At 71.3% G+C, this 21,101-nt stretch carries 22 protein-coding genes and 2 tRNA genes; 11 read left to right on the forward strand and 13 right to left on the reverse strand.

What is annotated here, in order from left to right; genetic code table 11:
- Window positions 1-32: 32 nt before the first annotated feature.
- From IVW53_05600 to IVW53_05630, 7 genes are all read right to left on the reverse strand, one after another.
- Window positions 33-2,072 (reverse strand): S9 family peptidase, encoded by a 2,040-nt coding sequence (locus IVW53_05600; protein MBF6605042.1) that lies wholly within the window; start codon window positions 2,070-2,072, stop codon window positions 33-35.
- Window positions 2,072-2,926, reverse strand: coding sequence for a pyrroline-5-carboxylate reductase (locus tag IVW53_05605; GenBank protein ID MBF6605043.1), 855 nt, complete (start codon window positions 2,924-2,926; stop codon window positions 2,072-2,074). The genes IVW53_05600 and IVW53_05605 overlap by 1 nt, the downstream gene beginning before the upstream one ends.
- Window positions 2,927-2,961: 35 nt before the next feature.
- Window positions 2,962-3,942: a class I SAM-dependent methyltransferase gene (locus IVW53_05610; GenBank protein ID MBF6605044.1), complete on the reverse strand. Its 981-nt coding sequence runs from the start codon at window positions 3,940-3,942 to the stop codon at window positions 2,962-2,964.
- Between the two features lie 5 nt (window positions 3,943-3,947).
- Window positions 3,948-4,874, reverse strand: coding sequence for an ABC transporter substrate-binding protein (locus tag IVW53_05615; GenBank protein ID MBF6605045.1), 927 nt, complete (start codon window positions 4,872-4,874; stop codon window positions 3,948-3,950).
- A 63-nt stretch (window positions 4,875-4,937) separates the two neighbouring features.
- Window positions 4,938-5,225 (reverse strand): ferredoxin family protein, encoded by a 288-nt coding sequence (locus IVW53_05620; GenBank protein MBF6605046.1) that lies wholly within the window; start codon window positions 5,223-5,225, stop codon window positions 4,938-4,940.
- A 153-nt stretch (window positions 5,226-5,378) separates the two neighbouring features.
- Complete coding sequence (locus IVW53_05625; protein ID MBF6605047.1) at window positions 5,379-5,882, reverse strand: hypothetical protein; 504 nt, start codon at window positions 5,880-5,882, stop codon at window positions 5,379-5,381.
- Between the two features lie 12 nt (window positions 5,883-5,894).
- On the reverse strand, window positions 5,895-6,188 hold the full coding sequence (locus tag IVW53_05630; GenBank protein ID MBF6605048.1) for a hypothetical protein: 294 nt from the start codon (window positions 6,186-6,188) through the stop codon (window positions 5,895-5,897).
- A 249-nt stretch (window positions 6,189-6,437) separates the two neighbouring features.
- Here IVW53_05630 and IVW53_05635 point away from each other — a divergent pair, with 249 nt between their 5' ends.
- Together IVW53_05635 and IVW53_05640 are read left to right on the forward strand one after the other, a co-directional pair.
- Window positions 6,438-6,686, forward strand: coding sequence for a TraR/DksA family transcriptional regulator (locus IVW53_05635; protein MBF6605049.1), 249 nt, complete (start codon window positions 6,438-6,440; stop codon window positions 6,684-6,686).
- A complete protein-coding gene (locus IVW53_05640) occupies window positions 6,578-7,666 on the forward strand; it encodes a threonine/serine dehydratase (GenBank protein ID MBF6605050.1) in 1,089 nt (362 codons plus the stop codon). The genes IVW53_05635 and IVW53_05640 overlap by 109 nt, the downstream gene beginning before the upstream one ends.
- Window positions 7,667-7,691: 25 nt before the next feature.
- On the opposite strand, the gene IVW53_05645 is transcribed toward IVW53_05640, so the two are convergent.
- Window positions 7,692-8,606, reverse strand: a complete 915-nt coding sequence (locus IVW53_05645) for a cytochrome c oxidase assembly protein (GenBank protein ID MBF6605051.1) — start codon at window positions 8,604-8,606, stop codon at window positions 7,692-7,694.
- 180 nt (window positions 8,607-8,786) lie between these two features.
- Here IVW53_05645 and coxB point away from each other — a divergent pair, with 180 nt between their 5' ends.
- The 8 genes from coxB to IVW53_05685 all read left to right on the forward strand — a co-directional run bounded on the left by coxB (window position 8,787) and on the right by IVW53_05685 (window position 15,868).
- Window positions 8,787-9,923, forward strand: a complete 1,137-nt coding sequence (coxB, locus tag IVW53_05650; protein MBF6605052.1) for a cytochrome c oxidase subunit II — start codon at window positions 8,787-8,789, stop codon at window positions 9,921-9,923.
- A 10-nt stretch (window positions 9,924-9,933) separates the two neighbouring features.
- Window positions 9,934-11,568: a cytochrome c oxidase subunit I gene (gene ctaD / locus IVW53_05655; protein ID MBF6605053.1), complete on the forward strand. Its 1,635-nt coding sequence runs from the start codon at window positions 9,934-9,936 to the stop codon at window positions 11,566-11,568.
- Window positions 11,565-12,209, forward strand: a complete 645-nt coding sequence (locus IVW53_05660; GenBank protein MBF6605054.1) for a heme-copper oxidase subunit III — start codon at window positions 11,565-11,567, stop codon at window positions 12,207-12,209. Before ctaD ends, IVW53_05660 begins: the two co-directional genes overlap by 4 nt.
- A gap of 9 nt (window positions 12,210-12,218) precedes the next feature.
- Window positions 12,219-12,395, forward strand: a complete 177-nt coding sequence (locus IVW53_05665) for a hypothetical protein (GenBank protein MBF6605055.1) — start codon at window positions 12,219-12,221, stop codon at window positions 12,393-12,395.
- Between the two features lie 26 nt (window positions 12,396-12,421).
- Complete coding sequence (locus IVW53_05670; protein ID MBF6605056.1) at window positions 12,422-13,507, forward strand: cupredoxin domain-containing protein; 1,086 nt, start codon at window positions 12,422-12,424, stop codon at window positions 13,505-13,507.
- Window positions 13,508-13,662: 155 nt separating this feature from the next.
- The gene (locus IVW53_05675) at window positions 13,663-14,082 is read left to right on the forward strand and encodes a TlpA family protein disulfide reductase (GenBank protein MBF6605057.1); all 420 of its coding nucleotides are present in this window, start codon (window positions 13,663-13,665) and stop codon (window positions 14,080-14,082) included.
- Between the two features lie 41 nt (window positions 14,083-14,123).
- A complete protein-coding gene (locus IVW53_05680) occupies window positions 14,124-15,083 on the forward strand; it encodes an ABC transporter ATP-binding protein (GenBank protein ID MBF6605058.1) in 960 nt (319 codons plus the stop codon).
- A complete protein-coding gene (locus IVW53_05685) occupies window positions 15,080-15,868 on the forward strand; it encodes an ABC transporter permease (protein ID MBF6605059.1) in 789 nt (262 codons plus the stop codon). Before IVW53_05680 ends, IVW53_05685 begins: the two co-directional genes overlap by 4 nt.
- Before the next feature lie 151 nt (window positions 15,869-16,019).
- Here the strand turns inward: IVW53_05685 and IVW53_05690 are convergent.
- The 4 genes from IVW53_05690 to IVW53_05705 all read right to left on the reverse strand — a co-directional run bounded on the left by IVW53_05690 (window position 16,020) and on the right by IVW53_05705 (window position 20,123).
- Window positions 16,020-16,094, reverse strand: a tRNA-Met gene (locus IVW53_05690).
- 523 nt (window positions 16,095-16,617) lie between these two features.
- Window positions 16,618-17,823: a hypothetical protein gene (locus IVW53_05695; GenBank protein MBF6605060.1), complete on the reverse strand. Its 1,206-nt coding sequence runs from the start codon at window positions 17,821-17,823 to the stop codon at window positions 16,618-16,620.
- Between the two features lie 60 nt (window positions 17,824-17,883).
- Window positions 17,884-18,696 carry a hypothetical protein gene (locus tag IVW53_05700; protein ID MBF6605061.1) on the reverse strand — a complete coding sequence of 271 codons (813 nt, stop codon included), beginning with the start codon at window positions 18,694-18,696 and terminating at the stop codon, window positions 17,884-17,886.
- Entirely contained in the window at window positions 18,693-20,123 is a 1,431-nt protein-coding gene (locus tag IVW53_05705; protein MBF6605062.1) for an MFS transporter, read from the reverse strand. Before IVW53_05705 ends, IVW53_05700 begins: the two co-directional genes overlap by 4 nt.
- A gap of 78 nt (window positions 20,124-20,201) precedes the next feature.
- On the opposite strand from IVW53_05705, the gene IVW53_05710 reads away from it, so the two are divergent.
- Window positions 20,202-20,552, forward strand: coding sequence for a hypothetical protein (locus IVW53_05710; protein MBF6605063.1), 351 nt, complete (start codon window positions 20,202-20,204; stop codon window positions 20,550-20,552).
- Window positions 20,553-20,746: 194 nt separating this feature from the next.
- On the opposite strand, the gene IVW53_05715 is transcribed toward IVW53_05710, so the two are convergent.
- Window positions 20,747-20,818, reverse strand: a tRNA-Lys gene (locus IVW53_05715).
- Between the last annotated feature and the right edge of the window lie 283 nt (window positions 20,819-21,101).

Genomic DNA, 21,101 nt, shown 5'->3' on the forward strand with positions numbered 1-21,101 from the left:
GCGCTCTTGATCCGGCGCTCCCGCCCGCCCGATCAGGACCCGGTCGGGACCGCTGCCTCGAGGACGTGGCGGCGGAGGAACTCGCGGGTCCGGGTGAACGCATCGCGCCGGTTCTCCCGCGACTGCCAGCCGTGGGCCTCGTCGTCGTACCAGTGGACCTCGTGATGCTTGCCCTCGATCTCGAGCGCCTCGATCATCCGCTCGGACATGAGCGGCACGACGCGCTTGTCCCTGCGGCCGTGGAGGATGAGGAGCGGTGCCTCGAGCCGCTCCGCCCGATAGACCGGCGAGCCGCGACGGAAGAGGTCCCCCCGTCCGGGATCGTCCGGTGAGCCCATCTGGCGATCGAGGTCGATGCGACCGGGCCGGTCGCCGTGGCGGTAGCTCTCGGCGATCTCCGAGTCGCCATAGAGGTCGATGCCGGCCGCCCAGAGCGATGGCTCCTCCACGAGCGCCGAGAGCACGAGGTAGCCGCCGTACGAACCGCCCCAGATGGCCAGCCGTCCGTCGCACCACGGCTGCTCGCGGAGCCAGCGCGCCGCATCGATGACGTCGAAGACGTCGGCGTGACCCCACTCGCCCATGTTCGCCTCGCGGAACGTCCGGCCGTAGCCGGTCGAGCCGCGGAAGTCGACATCAAGGATGGCGAACCCGTCACGGACGAGCACCTGCCTGAACGGGCCCCAGCCCCGGTACGACTGCCAGGTGGGGCCGCCGTGGACGTTGACGATCGCCGGGACCCGTCGTCCGCCGCGACGTCCGCTCGCGGTCGACGGCCGGAGGAGCGTCCCCTCGATGCGGAGGCCGTCACGGGCGCCGACGGTGACGCGCTCCTCGGGCGCGAATCGCGCGACCGCCGGAGCGAGGACCGCCGGAAGGGAGGTACTCATCGGCCGCGGCCGGGATCCCTCCGGAGCGACGCCCGGGACCGGGAGCAGCCACAGGTCCTGCGGTCGCGTGGCTGACTCGCCGATCGCTGCGATCCACGCTCCGTCGGGCAGCCAGCCCACCGCTCGCCAGACGCCGGCCCATGGCTGGATCGGCGTCCCTCCCGCGACACTCGGTCGCGGGAGCTTCGGCGGACGACCCCGTCCGCGCTTCAGCGGTCCGCTGCCGGCAACGGCCGTCACGACGAGATCGACGAGGCCATCGTGGACGGCGATGTGCACACAGCGCGAACCGTCCGGCGACGGAAGCGGGGCATAGCCGAACCCACCGCCCGGCTCTCCGTGCTCTGGCGGGCCGGCCGTCACGACGGTCCGCGCCTCGAGATCCGGAGCGAGACGCACCACGTCGAACCAGCCGCTCGCATCGGTGAGGAAGAGGAGGCCGCCATCCGGCAGCCAGTGGGCGCCGCACTCCCAGTCCCCGCCGCCGCCGATGCGGCGCTCGTCGCCGGTCGCGACGTCGACGATGGAGATCCGCGATGCGTGGCGGACGCTCGGCCCGCGCTGGCCGGCGACTGCGAGCCGGGTCCCGTTCGGCGACCACTCGAACTCTTCGACGTCGAGGCCAGCGGCCGTCACCGGGCGCGGCTCGAGACGCCGCGGCACCGCCGCAGGCCGGCCGCGCCGGGGCACGGGTGCCTCGATGACCCAGACCTGCGCCCAGCCGCGCCGGCGCGAGATGCAAGCGAGTCGCCCGCCGTCCGGGGACCAGTGCGGCGCGGTGTTGCCGGCCGGATGGTCGGTGACGGTCGTGAGCCGCGTCCCATCGATGTCGACGATGCAGATCGCCATGTCGCGGACGAACGCGAGCCGCCGACCGTCCGGCGACCAGCGCGGATCCGAGATCGGCTTCTCGGACGAGGTGATGCGGACCGGCATGCCGCCCCTGACCGGCTGGATGTACAGCTGTCGGGCGCCTCCCGACTCCTGGGTGAAGGCGATCGATCGTCCCCGCGGATCGATCCGGAACTCGCGCGGCGCCTCGACGGCGACGATGTGCTCGATGGTGAGCGGGTCGCCCGACGGCGCCGGGGTCGGGGTCGAGCCGCCAGACGAGCCTGCGGTCGGACCGCTCGATGGGGGTGCCGGGTCCCGCCGCCCGGAGCCGCCGATCACTCGCCGCATCAGCGGCCCGCGTCGCGGCCGACCGTCGCCTCGAGCTCCTCGCCGAGCTCGACCGTCCGCCGGAACGCCGCCCAGACGGCCTCGGAGAGGACGGTCCGGAGGCGGCCGGACTCGAGCTCGTGGAGCGCCGCGGCGGACGTCCCGCCGGGCGAGGTGACCATGTTCCGGAGGACCGCCGGGTGATCGCCCGACTGCTTCGCGAAGTGGGTGCTCCCCTCGAGCGTCTCGATCACGAGGTCGTGGGCGATGTGACGGGGGAACCCGAGATGGACGGCCGCATCGATGAGCGCCTCCATGACGAGGAAGACGTACGTCGGTCCGGTGCCGCTGACGGCGGTCGCCATCGCCACGAACCGCTCGTCGTCCACCTCGATCTCGTGTCCGAGAGCCCGGAGCAGGGCGCTCGCCTGAACACGCTGCTCGGCGGTCGTCGCTGGCGTCGCGTACCAGACGGTCATCCCGCGACCGAGCCGGGCGGGGGTGTTCGGCATGCTGCGGACCACCTGGCCGTGGCCGAGGAAGCCGATGAGCGCGGCCGTCGTTGCGCCGGCGATGACGGACAGGACGAGCTGGCCGTCCCGGAGCGTCGGCCCGATCTCGCGACCCACGCGGGCGAGCATCTGGGGCTTGATCGCGAGCAGGACGACGTCCGCCGCGGAGACCGCCTCGACATTCGAGGCGGTCGTCCGGATGCCATAGAGCCGTGCGAGCTCGTCGCGCCGATCGGCGCGCGGGTGGCTCGCGACCACCTGGGCGGGCTCGACGAGCTCGCCCCGCAGGAGACCGGCGATCATCGCCTCGGCCATCACGCCGGAACCGACCGTGGCGATCGTGCGATGGGTCAGGGGGGACATCGCGCCGAGTATACCGATGCGCCTCGCGGCTCGACCTATGCCGTGGCCCGGCCGAGCAGGAAGAACCGGCTCGTCGTCGCCACGGTCGCGGTCCGGAAACCGGCCGCGAGGAGGGCGGTCTCCAGGTCCGCGGGCTCGTGATAGACCTTCCAGATCGTGAAGGTGCGGCCGTCGTCGAGCCGACGGACCATCGTCTCCGAGGCGGGATCCACCTCGTGGTCGACCGCCGACGACCGCGGGTCGTGGCGCGAGTCGATGAAGGCGAACGTCCCGCCGGGTCGGAGCCAGCGACGGACGAGGTCGAGGAATGCCACGAGGCGCGCCCGCGGCACGTGGCTCAGCCAGAAGCCGGCGAACAGCGCGTCGGCCGGTGGTGCCTCGGGCTCCGCCCACACGTCGCGGACGTGAAGATGAGCCCGAAGACCATGGGCGAGCAGCCGGTCCCGAGCGCGATCGAGCGGCGCCGACGCGCCGTCGTACGCCGCGAGCTCACCCTTGCTGGCCAGGAGCGGCGACCACCAGCCGGTCCCCGCGGCGAGCTCGACGATGCGCCCACCGATCGGCAGGCCATCCAGCCAGACGGTCGCCGCGTCGAGATCGACCGCCCAGGCCATGTCGTCGAGCGGCCCATGAGCGAACCTGCCGCGCCGCAGGTACCAATCGTCGTACTCCGGAGCGCGCGCTTCGTAGTAGGCGAGCATCTCGCGGGCCCGCTCCGGGTCATCCGGAAGGGGCCCGAGTGCCGATCCCGCGGCCGGCAGATCCGGCGCTGCTGCGGTCGGTGACTCCGCTGATCTCGCGGTCTGTACGCCCGCTCGGGCGGCTGCCGCACGAGCGGCCAGCGCGTCGCGGAGGCGGAACCGGAGGAACGGATTGTCACCGGCGCGCCCGAGGCAGTCCGGACAGAGCTGCGCCCAGCCCTCGAGATCGTCCGGGCCGCTGGTCGCGTGCGCCGACCCACACCACAGGCAGTCGAAGGACGCCCGGAACGGCATGGACCGGGTCGGCGGCGGCATGCGGCTCAGGCCGGGACCGGCACCCAGCTCATCGGCGGCGACACGTCGATGAATCGGCTCGGATCGAAGATCTCGGCGAGGATAGCGATGCCGTCGACGACCCGCGGTCCCGGGCGGCTGAAGTACGCCGAGCCGTCGACCGCGATGACGTTCTGGCGCTGGACCGCCGGGATGTCCGCCCAGCCGGCCGGTTTGCGCAGTCGCGCGAGCTCGAGGACGGCATCCGCGAGCCCGAGCCCGCAGGGCATGACGAGGAGCATCTCGGGCTCGAGATCGCGGATCGTCCGCCACGTCGTTCGGACGGATGGCTCACCGTCGCGGCCGAGGAGGTCCCAGCCGCCCGCGCGGCGGATCTGCTCGGGCACCCAGTGCCCGACGGTCATCGGTGGGTCGAGCCACTCGAGCGCGACGACGCGGACCGGCCGGTGGCCCTGCGCCCGACCGCGATCCACCTTCGCCTCGATCCGCCCGAGCCGGCGTCGAAGGCGTCCGAGCAGCGCCACCGCCTTGCGTTCCGTGTCACTCATCGCGCCCACCGTGGCGATCGAGTTGAAGATCCCCTCGAGCGACGTGGGCTCGAGCGAGACGACCGCGATATCGCGATGGATGGACCGGGCGATCCCCTCGACGGACGCCCGATCGGGCGCACAGACCGGGCAGAGGGACTGGGTGAGGATCAGATCGGGCCGCGCGCGGCGAAGGGCCGCCTCGTCGAGGACGTGGAGGGGGGAACCGCTGGCGAGCGCCCGCCGGACCCGCCGGTCGATCGTCGCGCTCGCTCCGCCGGTCCGAACCGCGGGTCGCGTCATGACGGGCTTGCCGACCACCCGGGCCGGCCAGTCGCATGCATGGCTGACGCCGACGAGCTGCCGGCTCAGGCCAAGCGCGCAGACGATCTCCGTCGCCGACGGCACGAGCGAGACGATGCGCATCGGTTGAGTCTAGCGACGGACCACGTACCGCCCGATCATCGGGGCACCGAGCGGGCGGAGTCGTCAGCGAGGCTTCATCTCGTCGATCGCGACCCGGGTCACGGCGCGATCCACATACCACTGGGCGTCGAGCGTCGTGTACCGAATCCATTCGGCCGGCAACGATTCCTCAGGGAAGATCGCGTTCACCGGGCACTCCGGCTCGCACGCGCCACAGTCGATACATTCATTCGGGTCGATCTGCAGCTTCCGGTCGACGCCTTCCTCATAGTGGATGCAGTCGACCGGGCAGACCGAGACGCACGAGAGGTCGAGCACATCGATGCACGGCTCGGCGATGACGTAGGTCATGGGACTCGGGCTCCTCCGCGATCACCCGCCTCGACGGGTCTCGATCATCCGCACGGTGCACCGGTCGTCTGCCCGACCGATGCGCGGGGAGCGTATCACCCTGGAGCCAGGCGAGCCGAACGCGGCCGGGGTCCGACGGCTCGACCCGGGCGCTCAGGGACCGACGAGGCGGACGGGCACCTGCATCCCCTTCGCCCAGTGGCCCGGGATGTGGCAACCGACGATGAGCGCGGGACCGCCCGCCGGCACCGTCCAGCGGACGTCGACACGCTGGCCGGACTGGACCACGATCCGGAGCCCGGACACCCCGGGGGGCACGGTGACCACCGGGGTGGGGCCGGGTGGTGCCCCCTCGACCGCCGCCTCCGCCGCCTCCCAGGCGTCCTGAGTCGCCGCGTCGCCGATCACGGCCTCGTGCACGTCGAGCCCCGCATTGATGACGTGGAGAAGGACGGTCTCGCCCGGGATGAGGTCGACGACCGGCGGTGAGAACGCGTACTCGCGGGCGATGATGTTCACCTCCCGCGGCCGATCCACCGTCCCGGCAGTGGGGGTCGGCGTGAGCGTCGGGCCGCCGCTGTCGCAACCGCTGACGATGCTCGCCGCGGCGATGACGAACAGGGCGGCGGCGAGCGTCTGGCGGGAGCGGGGTTCCATCTCCGCACGAGTCTACGGCCGCTCCCGGGACGTGCGCCCATGGCGCGCCGCGAGGCGCAGGGCGGCGACCCGACTCGTCTGCCGGCCATGCGCGGCAGCCACCCAGCGCCTTCCACGCGGCTCGGTCGTCATGGTTCTCGATGCCCAGCGCCTGCCCCGCGGCTCTGCCGCCTTCGACGTCGACGCAGCGGTCACCTGCGGTCCCGATGCGGGCGATCCGAATGCCCAGCCGACCGTATCGGAGGATCCGGCCATGACGGTCGCCGCGATGGCCCCGGCGACGATGACGAACCTCGCACTGCGCACGGTGCTCCTCCAGCGTGCCCCTTCCCCGAGCGGCGTCGTGCACCGACGCCCGTCTCCTCGGAATGCGGAGTGTCGGGCCGCCCGCTTAGCTGCGACTTATCGCCTCGCCGCCGGGCCGGGCCGCGCTACCATCCTCGCGTGGATCCCCTCGCTCGATCGCCCCTCGACCTGGCGGCCCGCCCGGCCCTCGAAGCGGCTCGGGCGGCGCTCCGCGAAGAGATCGCGGCGACGATCGAATCACCCGGGCCGATGACGTACGGATCGCAGGCGGCGGCGGCGAGCCACGTCTTCGAGCAGCAGCGCGACCTCGCCCTCCGCGACCGTGCCGTCGGTCAGCTCGCGCTCGTCGAAGGGGCGCTTGCGCGGCTCGAGGCGAGAACGTTCGGTCGATGCCTCCGCTGCGGCGGACCGATCGGTGCCGACCGCCTCGAGGCACTCCCCTGGGCGGAGATGTGCATCGGGTGTGCCCGCATCGTCGGTCCCGGCGGATCCGGGTGACGGAGGGCCTCGTCGGGCTCGACGCGATCGAGCGTGCCGCGGCACTCCTCGTCGGCGTCGCGGCCAGGACACCGCTCGTCCCCTTCCCCGCCGTCGAGGGCGGCCTCCTCAAGGCCGAGTCCCTCCAGCCGATCGGGGCGTTCAAGATCCGCGGCGCCCACGTGGCGATCGCCGCGCTCGGCCCCGCCGAGCTCCGACGCGGCGTCATCACCTACTCGTCCGGCAATCATGCCCAGGGCGTCGCCCGGGCCGCCCGGCTGCTCGGTGCTCCGGCGGTCGTCGTCATGCCGTCCGACGCGCCGCTCCTCAAGCGTCGCCGCGTCGAAGCGGACGGCGCGGAAGTCGTCGTGGTCGGGCCGTCAAGCTCGGAGCGGCGGAGCGTCGCGGAGCGGATCGCCCTCGAACGCGGCCTGTCCATCATCCCGCCATACGACGACGATCGGATCATCGCCGGCCAGGGTACCGTCGGTCTCGAGATCGTCGAGGACGCGCCGGACGTCGCCGTCATCCTCGTCCCGATCGGTGGCGGTGGCCTTGCCTCGGGCGTCGCCGCCGCCGTCAAGGCGCTGCGTCCCGGCACCCGGGTCGTCGGGGTGGAGCCGGAGCTCGCGGCGGACGCTCGCGCGTCGCTCGAGGCCGGACGGATCGTCGAGTGGCCGGCAGAGCTCGTGAGCCGGACGATGGCCGACGGGACGCGGACCCAGGCGCTCGGCACTCGGACGTTCGCCCATCTCCTGGCGCTCCTCGACGCGATCGTCACCGTGACGGAGGCGGAGATCGCGGCCGCGGTCCGGCTCGCCGCCGAGCAGTCGCGGCTCGTGGTCGAACCATCCGGGGCGCTGTCCATCGCCGCGCTCCGCTACCGTCGCCGCGAAGCGGGGCTCGACGGGCTCGATGGCTCGCTCGTCGCCGTCGTCAGCGGCGGCAACGTCGATCCCGAGCGCTACCGGGAGCTGCTCGCCTCGCCGATCCCCGACTGACGCCCGAGCCTCACGAGGTGTGCCATCAGCCGTCGGCGCGTTCGCGGGCGAGTCGATCGGCGAGTGCCGCCTCCCGCTCCCGGATCGCCGCCATCGCGACGTCCGCCCGGCGTTCCTCGCGCGCCGTGTCTCGCTGCTCGCGGCGCATCCAGCCGGCGACGACGAGGACGATCGCCGAGATGAAGACGAAGTCACCGATGATCCACATGAGCCCGCCGGCGAGCTGCTGATCGGCGAGCGCGCCGAGGCCCCAGCCGAGATGAAGGTTCGCGTAGTGGGGATAGAGCGGGGCTCCGGCGGTGAGGATCGCGAGGGCGAGGAACGTGTTCTGCGGCATCTGGAGGAACACATACATGACCCGCGCCGGGTGCGGCATCCGCCACGGGCTCGGGTCGAGCGCGACGGCCGGCCACCAGAAGAGGAGCCCCACCGAGAGGTAGAGGGCATGCTCGATGTCGTGGACGAACGGGTCGCTCAGCGATCGGTCGAACATCGGCGAGAAATGGGTCCCCCACATGACCCCCGCGAAGAGCGACCACGAGACGACGGGGAAGGCGAGGACCTTGACGAGTCGACTGTGGAGGATCGGGAGGATGAAGCGCCGTCGCTGCTCGGGCCGCGCGACCCTGAGGAGGATGGTGATCGGGGCCCCCAGGGCCAGCAGCGGCGCGGCGACGAGGGTGAGGAGGACGTGCTGGACCATGTGGACCGAGAAGAGCGTCGTGTCGTAGCGCTCGATCACCGACTGCAGGGCGATCTCGATGGCAAGGAGGCCGCCGATGAAGGCGGCGAGGCGCGCGCGCGGCACCGGGCTGTCGGGGTGCCGCGCGTCGACGTGGCGTACCGCCCAGAGATACGCCAGGGCGAGGATCGCGAGCGGGACCGCGATGAGCGGATCGAAGGACCAGTCGAGGAGGACGTCGGAGAGCACGGGCGTCATGACCCGTCCATCGTGCCACGGAAGGCGGCGCCGGCTTCCCGGATCGGCCCCGATGGCCACGCCGCCCGGTGGCTCGGGTATCATGGCGCCGGCCGTGCCGAGGAGGCGGGCCTATCGCCAGCCCCGCCGGAGTGTCGGCGTGTCCGGGCCGCCCGACACTCGACCGTTCGAGGACCCCGCATGCCGACGACGAGGAAGAAGCCTCCGCGCCTCGCAGCGATCGCGCTGCCGTTGCTCGCGCTTCTGGTCGCCGGCTGCGCCTCGCAGGTCCCGGCCCTCTACCCGCCGCAGGACGTCACGACGCAGGGAGCGGCGACCAGAAGCCTCTACGACATCGTCTTCCTCATCGGCGCGGTCATCTTCTTCTTCGTCGAGGGGCTCATCGTCTTCGCGGTCCTCCGCTATCGCCGCAAGCCCACGGACACCGAGCTGCCGCCCCAGATCCACGGCAACAACCTCATCGAGATCGTCTGGACGGTCATCCCGACGGTGATCGTCGTGTTCCTCTTCGTCATCTCGTGGCAGACGCTCAACACGGTCGATGCGAAGTCCGCGGATCCCGCGGTCCGCGTGGCCGCCGTGGCGAAGCGCTTCTCGTGGAACTTCCTCTATCTCGGGGCAGACGGCAGGCCGCTGTTCACGACGGACGCCGCCGGCGACGGCAACTTCGGCGAGATGGTCGTCCCGGTCGGGGTGCCCATCCAGGTCGAGCTCTACAGCCCGGATGTCATCCACGCCTTCTACGTCCCGAAGTTCCTCTTCAAACGCGACGTCGTGCCGGGTCGCACGAACGAGTTCGACTTCACGGTGGACGCCCAGGATGTCGGCCAGACGTTCCGCGGCCAGTGCGCCGAGCTGTGCGGCGTGGGCCACGCGGGGATGACGTTCGACGTGAAGGCCGTGAGCATGACGGAGTACCAGACCTGGCTCCAGCAGCAGATCGCCCAGGCCGCGGCCACGCCCGCCGCGCCAGCGAGCGGCAGCCCGGCGGCGCCCGGCGCGCCGGGCGGCAATCCCTCGCCGAGTGCCGGGTCCGGCGGCACGAGCATCCAGATCGGCGCCCAGAACCTCGCCTTCGACAAGGCGACCCTCTCGGCTCCGGCCGGACAGCCGTTCCAGATCGTCTTCGCCAACAACGACCCCGGCGTGCCCCACAACGTCGAAATCAAGAATCCCGATGGAAGCATCGCCTTCAAGGGCGCCATCGTGACCGGACCCACGACCACGACGTACGCCGTTCCGGCACTCCCGGCCGGGACGTACCCGTTCCAGTGCACGGTCCACCCGACGATGACCGGCACGCTCACGGTGCAGTAAGGAGCTCCCGATGGCGACCACCGCGCTGACGCCTGCCGCCACTGCGTACCGGAGCAGCCTGTACGAGTGGGTGACGACGACCGATCACAAGAAGATCGGGATCCTCTACGTCGTCAACTCGTTCCTCTTCTTCCTCATCGGCGGCGTGCTCGCGCTCGGTGTCCGCAGTCAGCTCGCGGTGCCGGACAACAAGCTCATCTCGCCAGAGCTGTACAACCAGCTCTTCACGATGCACGCCTCGATCATGATCTTCCTGTTCATCATCCCGATGCTCGCGGGCTTCGGGAACTACATCGTCCCGCTCATGATCGGCGCGCCGGACATGGCGTTCCCGCGCATCAACGCGCTCTCGTTCTGGATGCTGCCGCTCGCCGGGATCATCATGCTGAGCGGCTTCCTGACCCCCGGGGGCGCGGCCGCCGAGGGATGGACGTCGTACAGCCCGCTCGCCCAGCGGGCCTACTCGGGCATCGGGACGGATCTGTGGATCGTCGCGGTCGCGCTCATCGGCACGAGCTCGATCCTCGGCGCCGTCAACTTCCTCGTGACGATCTTCAAGATGCGGGCGCCGGGCATGACGATGTTCCGGATGCCGATCATGGCGTGGACGGTCCTCGTGACGAGCGTCCTCGTGCTGCTGGCGACGCCGGTCCTCACGAGCGGCCTCATCATGCTGTTCATCGACCGCAACTACGGCGGCCATTTCTTCGACCCGGCGACCGGCGGGAACGCGATCCTCTGGCAGAACATCTTCTGGTTCTACTCGCATCCCGCCGTCTACATCATGATCCTGCCGGCGATGGGGATGATCAGTGAGATCCTGCCGGTCTTCTCGCGGAAGCCGCTCTTCGGCTACAAGGCGTTCGTCTTCGCGACGGCCGGCATCGGCGCACTCGGGTTCTCCGTGTGGGCCCATCACATGTTCACGACCGGGGCGGTCTACCTGCCGTTCTTCAGCTTCATGACGTTCCTCATCGCCGTGCCGACCGGCGTGAAGATGTTCAACTGGATCGCGACCCTCTACCGCGGGCAGCTCACGTTCTCGACGCCGCTCCTGTTCGCCCTCGGCTTCCTCTCGATGTTCCTCATCGGCGGAATCGACGGCGCGTTCAGCGCGGCGGTCCCGGTGGACTTCGCCCTGCACGACACGTACTGGGTCGTGTCGCACCTCCACTACGTCCTGTTCGGCGGCTCGGTCTTCGGGGTCATGGCCGGCACCTACTACTGGTTCCCCAAGATGAGCGGCCGCCGCCTCAACGAGACGCTCGGCAAGATCCAGTTCGTCCTCATGTTCATCGGCTTCAACCTGACGTTCTTCCCGATGCACCTGCTCGGCCTCGACGGGATGCCGCGGCGGATCGCGGTCTACGCCTCGACCGCCGGCTGGAGCCAGCTCAACCTCGTCGCGACGATCGGCAGCATCATCATCGCCACATCGATGCTGCCGTTCCTGTGGAACGTCTTCATCTCGCTCCGCAACGGCGAGCCCGCCGGGGACGATCCGTGGGAGGGCAACACCCTCGAATGGGCGACGAGCTCCCCGCCGCCGCCGTACAACTTCGACCACCTCCCGCAGATCCGGTCCGAACGACCGGTCTTCGACGCTCGCCACGGCCGGGTCGCCGATCACGGAGGCGAGGCGTGAGCGCCGGCACGGCAATGATCGTGGCCCACGAGGACCCCCACGCCCTCGATCATGGCAACCGGGGGATCAGCAACCCGATCCTGGGGATGATCCTCTTCATCTGCTCGGAGGTGATGTTCTTCGCCGGGCTGTTCGCGGCGTATTTCAACGTCCGGGCGAACGCGCCCACCTGGCCGCCGTCGGTCGCCGAGGTCGGGCCGATCGCCGAGCGGTTCAATCTCCACGCCGAGCCATGGTTCGGCGCCACGCTCACCGTGATCCTCGTCATCAGCTCGTTCACCTGCCAGCTCGGCGTCTGGGCGATCCGACGCGACGATCGGCGAGGTCTCGTCCGCGCGATCGGCGTGACGCTCATCCTCGGCATCGTCTTCCTCATCGGCCAGGCGTACGACTACAGCCAGCTCGGATTCGGCCTCGCGGACGGGACGTTCGGCACGACCTTCTACACGCTCACCGGCTTCCATGGGGCGCACGTCCTCGCCGGGGCGATCATGCTCAGCGTCGTCCTCTACCGGGCGATGAGCGGCCAGTTCTCCGCGCGCCACCACGACGCGGTCGAGGCGACGTCCATCTACTGGCACTTCGTCGACGTGGTCTGGGTCGCGCTCTTCTCGATCCTCTACGTCATCCCGACCCGCTAGGAGAGGGCGATGCGGCTCAAGCACCCGCGGAACGCGATCGGGGTCGGGCTCGTCTTCGTCGTCATCGGCGTGGCGTACTACCTGTTGAGCCGTGATGCCGGCGGTACGACGACCCTCGTCTTCCTCGGCATCGCGATGTCCATCGCGGCGTACGCCCTCGTCGTGGGCACGCCGGACGACCTCTAGGCCGCGGGCCCCGGAGCGGATCTCCGATGGCGCAACTCCAGGCGGCCTGGACGTCGATCCTCGACATCCTCGCCAAGCTCGTCATCCCGGACTGGGGCGGACTCATCGCCCTCATCCCGGTCGGACTCGCGGCGATCGTCGTTCTCTGGCTGCTCATGGTCGTGCGCGCCTACGCGACGGTCGGCCCGAGAGAGCGCGGCATGCCGCGCCGCGATCTCGTCCCGCCGTCGGGCGTTCACATGCCGGGCCCATCGTTCGCGCCGTCCTTCGCGGCGGTCGGAGCCGCCCTCCTCTTCTTCGGCTTCGTCTGGGGCGGGGCGATCCTCCTCCTCGGCTTCGGCGCGCTGGTCCTCACGCTCCTCTACTGGCTCCGCGAGGGGATGCTCGACTACGACCGGGTCGCCGGCGTGGCATCCGTCCCCGCTGTCGTGGGAGGCGGCGGGCCGCCGGCCGGCGTCCACATGCCCGGTCCGTCGTTCCTGCCGCTCGTATCCGCCGTGTCCGCGGCGATCCTCTTCGCCGGCTTCGTGCTCGGCGGGTGGGTCCTCATCGCCGCCGTGCTCTGCCTCGTCATCGGCCTGCTCGGCTGGCTCCGGACGGCCGGCGTCGAATACCACCTCACCGAGGAGGCGGACCGGACCGGGCACCTCCGGAATGCGGCGGCGCCGCGTTTCCCGGCGCGGATGTTCGCCTCCTTCACGGTCATCCTCCTCGTCGCGGCGGCGTTCCAGACCGGCATCTTCCCGCCGGCGAACTCCTCGGCCGGCGCGGCCGCCCCGGGAGCGTCCGCCGGGCCCGGCGCGTCCGGGACCCCGGCGAGCCCCTCCGCCGTCGCCGCGGACGTCGCGATCACCGCCCAGAACATCTCGTTCACGACGCCGACCGTCACCGCACCGGCGGGACGGCCGTTCACCATCGCGTTCCAGAACCTCGACAGCGGCACCCCCCACAACGTGACGATCCGGAACCCGAACGGGAGTGACGCGTTCGACGGTGCGATCGTCACCGGCGTCATCACGACGCTCTACCAGGTCCCCGCCCTGGCGGCCGGGACGTACACCTTCTTCTGCAAGGTCCACACCTCGATGACCGGGACGATCACGGTCAGGTAACACAGGTCTCGACCACGCGAATCTTCAGCGCTCATCCGCGCCCATCGACCCTCGCTCGGCGGCTCGCACTCGCCGTCGTCGGTGCGATCGCGCTCGCCTCGATCCTGTCCGCCTGCACGAGCGGCACGACCGCCGCTGGGTCGGGGTCGCCGGACGTGGGCATCGGTGTCGGTCAGCTCGCTCCGCCGCTGAGCGGGACGACGCTCGACGGCGGGTCGCTCAGCCTCGCCTCGTTCCGTGGCCGACCGGTCCTCGTGAACTTCTGGGCGAGCTGGTGCGTCCCGTGTCGCTCGGAGTTCCCGCTCTTCAAGGCTGCCCTCGCCCGGCACCCGGACCTCGTCATCGTCGGCGTCATCTTCCAGGACGACCCCGCGTCGGCGAAGGCGTTCGTGTCGTCATTCGGGGCGAGCTGGCAGAGCATTCTCGACCCGACGGCGGCGATGGCCAACGCCTACCGGGTCGTCGCGCCGCCCCAGTCGTACTTCATCGATCGGAATGGCATCGTCCGGTCGCGCCAGATCGGCGAGCTGACGACGGACGACTTCGAACGCCAGTACGCCGCGATTGGCCCGTGACGTCGGTCGACGCCGGGGCGGCTCCGTCGGCCGGAGCGGGGATCGTCGCGTCCGTTCACGACCTCGTGAAGCGATACGGTGGTCGGACGGTCCTTGACGGCCTGACCTTCGATATCCGGCGCGGTGAGCTCCTCGCACTCCTCGGCCCGAACGGCGCCGGCAAGACCACGACGATCGAGATCCTCGAGGGCTACCGCCGGCTCGATGGCGGGTTCGCCACGGTCCTCGGCCGCGACCCATGGCGGGCGGGTGGCGCGCTCACCGGGCGAGTGGGCCTCATGCTCCAGGGCGGAGGAATCTACCCGCAGGCGCGACCGCTCGAGATCCTCCGGCTCCACGCGAGGTTCTTCGGGACGCCGCACGATCCGGCCGAGCTCCTCGACCTCGTCGGGCTTCGCCATGCGGCCCGCACCAGGTACAGGGTCCTCTCCGGTGGCGAGCGGCAGCGACTCGGTCTCGCGCTGGCCCTCGTCGGACGGCCCGAGCTCCTCTTCCTCGATGAGCCCACGGCCGGCATGGACCCGGCGGCGAAGGCGGCGACCCGGGCCCTGATCGGCGATCTGCGGACGGCGGGCGTGACGATCCTCCTCACGACCCACGAGCTCGCCGACATCGAGCGCCTCGCGGATCGCGTCGCGATCATTGATCGCGGTCGGCTCGTCGCCCTCGGCTCGCCGGCAGAGCTGACGGCGGGCGCGGCGCCGTCCGTGCGGCTTCGACTCGACCGACCGCCGACCCCGGGCGCGATCGCCGCGTTGGCTGCGTCCATCGGCGAACGGTTCGAGGGCGGGCGCGTCGCCGTCGACGGAGCGAGCGGGCTTCGGGTCGTCGGCGTCCCGCCGTCTCCCGCGGTGGTGGAGCGGATCGCCGTCGCGTGCCGGGCACGGGACCTCCTCATCGTCGAGCTTCGGACGAGCGCCGGCTCGCTCGAGGAGCGCTACCTCGAGCTCGTCGGCGGCGATGACGAGGACGTGGACGCCGGCGAGGGCGCGTCGGCATGAGTGAGGATCCGCGGACCCGCTGGGCGCCGGGATCGGGCCGTGTCGCACCGCGCTGGCGGGCGGTCCTCGGGCAGACCGCCATGGAGCTGCGTCTCACGTCCCGGCGCGGCGAGAACCTCCTCGTGATGCTCGCGATCCCGATCGCACTCCTCGTGTTCCTCTCATCGGTCAATGTCCTCCCGGCAGGGAGCGGACGACCCATCGACTTCCTGGTCCCGGGCATCCTCGCGCTCGCCGTCATCTCGACGAGCCTCGTCAATCTCGGCATCGCGACGGCGTATGAGCGCTCGTATGGCGTCCTCAAGCGGCTCGGCGGTTCGCCTCTCGGACGGGGCGGACTCGTGGCGGCGAAGCTGATCGGCGTCCTCGTCGTGGAGATCGGCCAGCTCGGTGTCCTCGTCGTCGTCGCGGGAGTCGGATTCGGCTGGGGCCCGGGGACCGGCGCGTCCATCGTCGTGGCGGTCCTCGCCGTCGTCCTCGGAACGCTCGCGTTCGCCGGACTCGGACTCCTCATGGCCGGCGCGCTCCGGGCAGAGGCGACCCTCGCCGGGGCGAACGGCCTGTACCTCCTCCTGCTGCTGCTCGGCGGCATCGTGGTCCCGATCGATCAGCTGCCGTCCGCCCTCGCCGCCCTCGCCCGGATCCTGCCGGCGAGTGCGCTCTCGGACGCGCTCCGCATCGGCGTCGGCGCGAGTACGGGCGATCCCGTGCTCCCGCTCATGGTGCTCGCCGGCTGGGGCGTCGTCACGGCCGGACTCGCAGCGCGGACGTTCCGCTGGGATTGATACCGCGCAGCGGCGACCATCCGCAGCTCCAGGATCCGATGGCACCGTGCAAGGGTGGATTCGGTCGTGCCCGGCGACGGGCTGCCACTCCGCCGGAACCGTCGGGAATCACGAGACCCGGCCTCGCGGCCGGGTCTTCGCATCGGCGATCTGGTTGCGGGGGACGGATTCGAACCGCCGACCTTCGGGTTATGAGCCCGACGAGCTGCCGCTGCTCCACCCCGCGTTGGGCATGATAGGGAGGCGGGAGGGGCGCGTCAAACTCGGGTCCGAGCCCAGGACGGCCGCCGCACGCGGCAGGCGAGACCCGACGGGCGAGCGGCGTCGGGCGCGGCGCCAAGGGCCGCGCCCGGTGCGCGTATGAGCTACTCCGCCGTCGGCCGTGGCCGCGCCGCCGTCGGCCGCGCGGTGGCCCGCGCCGTGGGCCGCGTACGCACCGTGTGCGTGCAAGCTCGCCGAAGCGATGCTACGGGCCGGCGGGCGGCACGCCCGGTGCGTCGCGACGACGCACGGTGCATCCAAACGATGTTCGTCGCCACGCGTACGCAAGACGTGCGCCCGGCACGCATCACGTGCGTCCCCGACCGCACGGCACTCGGGGACGACCCGGGCCGGGAGCCGCCGGAGACGGCCGCGCCGCCAAGTACGCAACCGATGCGTAGGCGGATTCAATGCCAGGCGAACGGCTCGCGCAGGCGGGTCGGGCGTGGATTCAATGCAGGCCCGGCTTCAGGACCGTCACAACTCGCTCAGCCGCCGAACAGCCCGCGCAGGTCCGTCGCGCCGCACGAGCCGCCGAGGCAGCCGAGACCCCAGGCCTCCTCGATGGTGCGGAGCAGCGAGTAGTGGTTGCGGAACACCCCGTCCGTGCTGCCGGCGCGAACGAGCGGACTGATGACGAGGGTCGCCACGCGGCCGCCGCCGTGGACGTTGGAGGTGCCCTCGTCGACGGTGATGAAGAGGACGCTGTCGGCGAACGCCGGGCTGGCGACGATCCGCGGGACGAAGTCCGAAAGGAATCGGTCCCCGGTCGCCACGGAGCAGTCGTGCATGTCGTGGCACATGTTCGGGATGATGAGCTGGAAGTCCGCTGCGGCCGGGTCGAAGTGGCTGAAGTCGGTGATGTTCGCGCAGCGCTTCGTGTCCCCGGAGATGTTCGTGAAGCTGATCGCCGGTTCGTGCTTCCGGGCGTACGTGCCGAGCCCGTCCGGGCCGCCGTTCGCGCTGTAGCCGGTGTAGCAGCCGAGCGGCACGTTCTCGGCGAAGACCCGCCAGGTCTTCCCACGCGCCTCGAGCTGGTCGACGAGGTTCCGGCCGGGCAGGTCGTGCGACAGATCGTCCGTGACCCCCTGCGTGGATCCGCTGAACAGGGCGATGTAGTTCGGCTCGGAGGGGTGAGTCTCGGCGTACATGTCGGTGAGGCTCGCGAACCGCGTCCGAAGGCTGTTGAAGTACGGCGCGGCCGGGTTCCCGACGAGGTCGCCGTACGACTTGTTCTCGAGGACGATCTCGTAGATGTGGCGGAAGGCCGGAACGCCAGCGACGGGTGAGACGCTCGGGGCGGCCGAGAGCGTCGGCGCGGGCGTCGGGCGGGGTGTCGGCGCGGGCGTCGGGCGGGGTGTGAGAACGCCAGACGTCGGACGGGGCGTGGAACGGCTCGTGGGCGTCGGCCGGACGGGCGTCGACGCGGGCGCGCCGCCAGGAGGACCACCCGACGGCCCGGAAGACGCTGCGGGGGCGAGCGTCGCTGGCACGCCGGTGGTCGACGCAGCGGTCGATGCGGTGGTCGTCGGGCTCGGCGGCGACCCTGCCGGGAGGATCGATGCCGGCGACACCGCGGCCCCGATCGGACCGTCCGATGCCGGTGATGCGACGGGCGCCGACGGCGCGGCGCAGGCACCCGCGACGAAGACGATCACGAGGAGGACGGCGAGCGCGGCGGGGCCTCGGGTCACCTCACCAGGGTGACACGCTGACGCGATGAGCACCGCCGCGGCGACCACACCACGATCGTCTCAGCGGATGCGCGCCCGAAGCGCCTCCCGCCAGACCTCCACCGCCCGCGGCCACCAGACGTCGATCGCCTCCGATGATCCGTACCACGGAGCCCCGCCCAGCTGGCCGTGGACGATCCGGTCCAGGACGAGCACCTCGCTGCCGCCGAGGCTCGCCGATCCGACCGGCACGAGCCCGTCGCCCGCGGGCTCCGCGTTGCCGTCGACCGGCAGGAGTCCGGCGTACAGGCGATGGGCAGCCCGCTCGCGACGAGTGCCGGCCATCCGGCCGATGACGGATCGCGAGGCGACCGCGAGATAGCCGGTCGTCGGTGCGAACGCGGATCCCGGAACGACCCGCTCGACGAACTCGGTCGCGGCGCGGGCGAGGGGGCGGCCGAGCGCCGTCGTCGCGGTGACATGGTGCGGCGTGCCGAGTGTCACGATCGCGCCGATCCGGCCAGCCGCGGCGAATCGCCGTCCGGCGAGGGGCTCGGGGGACGTGAGCAGGCGTGCGGTCATCCCCCCGGCGGAGTGACCCACGACGAGGATCGGCGCGCCGCGACTTCGCGACGATGCCGCAGCGAGCTCGCCCGCTCGGAGGAGCGCCCGGCCGGAGCGACTCGCGATCGCGCCGAAGCCGCGACGACTCGCGAGCAGCCAGTCCGGCAGCCAGATCGGGGCGACGACGACCGCGGCGGCCCCGCGAGCGAGCAGGCGCTGTCGCATCCGCGCATAGAGCGGCGGCGACGTGAGGAAGCCGCCGAGGATGAGGACGGTGGGCGCCACCTCGTCGATCGCCGAACGCCACCAGCGATCGGCATCGGGCGTCATGTCGCTGCGACCTCGGGATCGCCCGGTTCGGCACCCATCCGCCGCCCCGGCCGCCTCGAGTCGCTCGCGAGCAGCGGCCGCCCTCCCACGAGCAGCGCCCCGATGAGGGAGGTGAAGATGACCGCCGAGAAGAGATAAAAGGGGAAACGCAGATCGATCCCGGCGAGCGTTCCGGTCACGAGCGAGGCCACGACGAAGCCGACCGTGCCGGCTGCGCCGAAGACCCCCTGGGCGGTGGAGGACCGTCCATCCGGACTCCCGCGTCCCACGATCGCGTACAGGGCCGGGTTGAGGATCGCGAAGCCGGTCGCCTCCACGAGGATGATCGGGATGGACCAGACCGGATCGACGATGAGCGTGTAGGCGAGGCTCGAGAGGCCGACCATGACCGATCCGACGATGAGGAACCGAACGCTGCCGCGCCGGTCCACGATCCGACCGGCGAGCGGCCCGAACAGGAGCACCGGGATCGCGAACATCGAGAACGTGAGGCTCACGAGCGTGAGGCTCGCCCCCTTCGCCGTGAGGAAGATGCTCCAGATGACGTCGTACGTCCCGCCGCCGAAGTTCCCCCCTGCGTTGACGAGGATCGCCGCCGCGAGCGGGCGATTGCGGAGCGACGACGGGCGATCCACCCCGTGGCCGGGAGGCGGCGTGACCCCGAGCAGACCGTCGGCGGCCGGATCGTCGCCGCGCGGACCGTCGCCGGCCGGAGCCGAGCCTCCGTCCCTCGCCCACCCATCGGGATCGGCACCCTCCTCGAGCGGCGGGAGGTCGCGACGGAACTCGGCGAGACCGACCGCCGCGGCCTGCGGGGTGTGCCCCCGGCGGGGGACGTCCCGCACGGCGACGGCCACCGTGACAGCCCCGAGCAGTCCGAGGACGCCGCCCATGATGAACACGAAGCCGATGCCGCCGAAGAGGCTCGCCCCGATGCCGCCGAGCGCCGGCCCGAGCAGGAGGCCGGACATCTGGGCCGCGCCGTACCAGCCGAAGGCCTCACCGTGACGCTCGGCGGGCATCGCATCGATGAGGACGCCGCGAGCGGCCGGATCGTAGATCGAGGTCGACAGTCCGTCGAGGGCCCGCAGGACGAGGAACGCAGCCGGTCCGTGGAGCACGAGTGGCAGCGTTAGGAATACGGATGACAGGGCGAGTCCGGCGACCATGAGAGGGACCCGCGGCACCCGGTCGGCGAGCCAGCCGAAGATCGGCTCACCGATGAGGCGCGCCGCGGGCCAGGCCGCGATGACGACTCCGAGCGTCGCCAGGTCGACGCCCTGCTCGGTGAAATAGAGGGGCAGGACCGGGAGCAGGGCTCCGAACCCGATCCACACGACGATCTCCGCCGCGAACAGCGGCGCGACCGGTCGCCAGCGGGCGAGCCAGTCGCCGGGGATGCGGCGGAGGCGGTCGAAGGTGGTCATCGGGCGCCCGTTCGGCACGAGTGGGCCGGCCCATCGTACCCGACCGACCGCGCTCGGCCGGGGTCGTATCATCGGGCGGTGCCGATCACCCTGACCGTCGCCCTCGTGTTCGCGGCCGTGCTCGTGGCAGCTGTCCCGGCCCGTCGGCTTCGGCTGGATGGTCGGTCGGCGCGGGCGATCGCGATCTACCTGATGATCCTTGTGACACTCGCCCTCGGCGTGGTCGAGCTCGAGCGGTTCGCCCGCTATCTGCTCCCGCTCCTCGGCCTCGTGTTCATCGCCCCGTTCCTCACGTGGCCGGGCGGCATCGATCGTCTCCTCGGGTCGCACGGCCCGGTCGGACCGCCATCCCACACGGCAGGGCGGCAGGCCCCGAGGAACGTCACCCCTCGCGACGGCGATCCGGAGCGACGGGATCGGGAGCCGTGACCGAGGCTCTGGACAGACCGCCTCGCCGCCGGGTGGCGACGTGGTCGGCATCGACGGTCCGCTCCGTGACGGCCGCGTAGATCGCACCGAGGAAGCCGGTCGCCACCCGGCCGACCCCAATGTCCGCCGGGTTCCACGCCGCCGCGGATGAGCGCGACGTGATCCGGATGGTCCATCGAGGCGTCAGGCGGCGGTGAGCCGGGTGGGGCTCGAACCCACAACCCAGCGCTTAAAAGGCGCTTGCTCTGCCATTGAGCTACCGGCCCCTCGGGAAGTCTAGCCGTGATTCCCACGGACGTGGTCGACAGCGCAGACCTGCCCGGCTTCCGCCGGATCCGGTTCCATCGGGCGGGGTACGGCGCGGCACGCCGTTCCTGACCGATGACCCCCAGGCGGGGTTGGTCACCGACTCCCCACGCGGCGCTCGTAGACCTGAGCGTGGATCGGGCCGGGCCGGCACGTCGATCCTGCCAGATTCCCGGGTGAGGGCCACCTGTCACCGACATGCAGACCAGTGCCCGCCTCATGGCCATCTGCCGGAACCTGGGA

It is taken from the genome of Chloroflexota bacterium, from assembly GCA_015478725.1.
GTDB lineage: Bacteria > Chloroflexota > Limnocylindria > Limnocylindrales > CSP1-4 > C-114.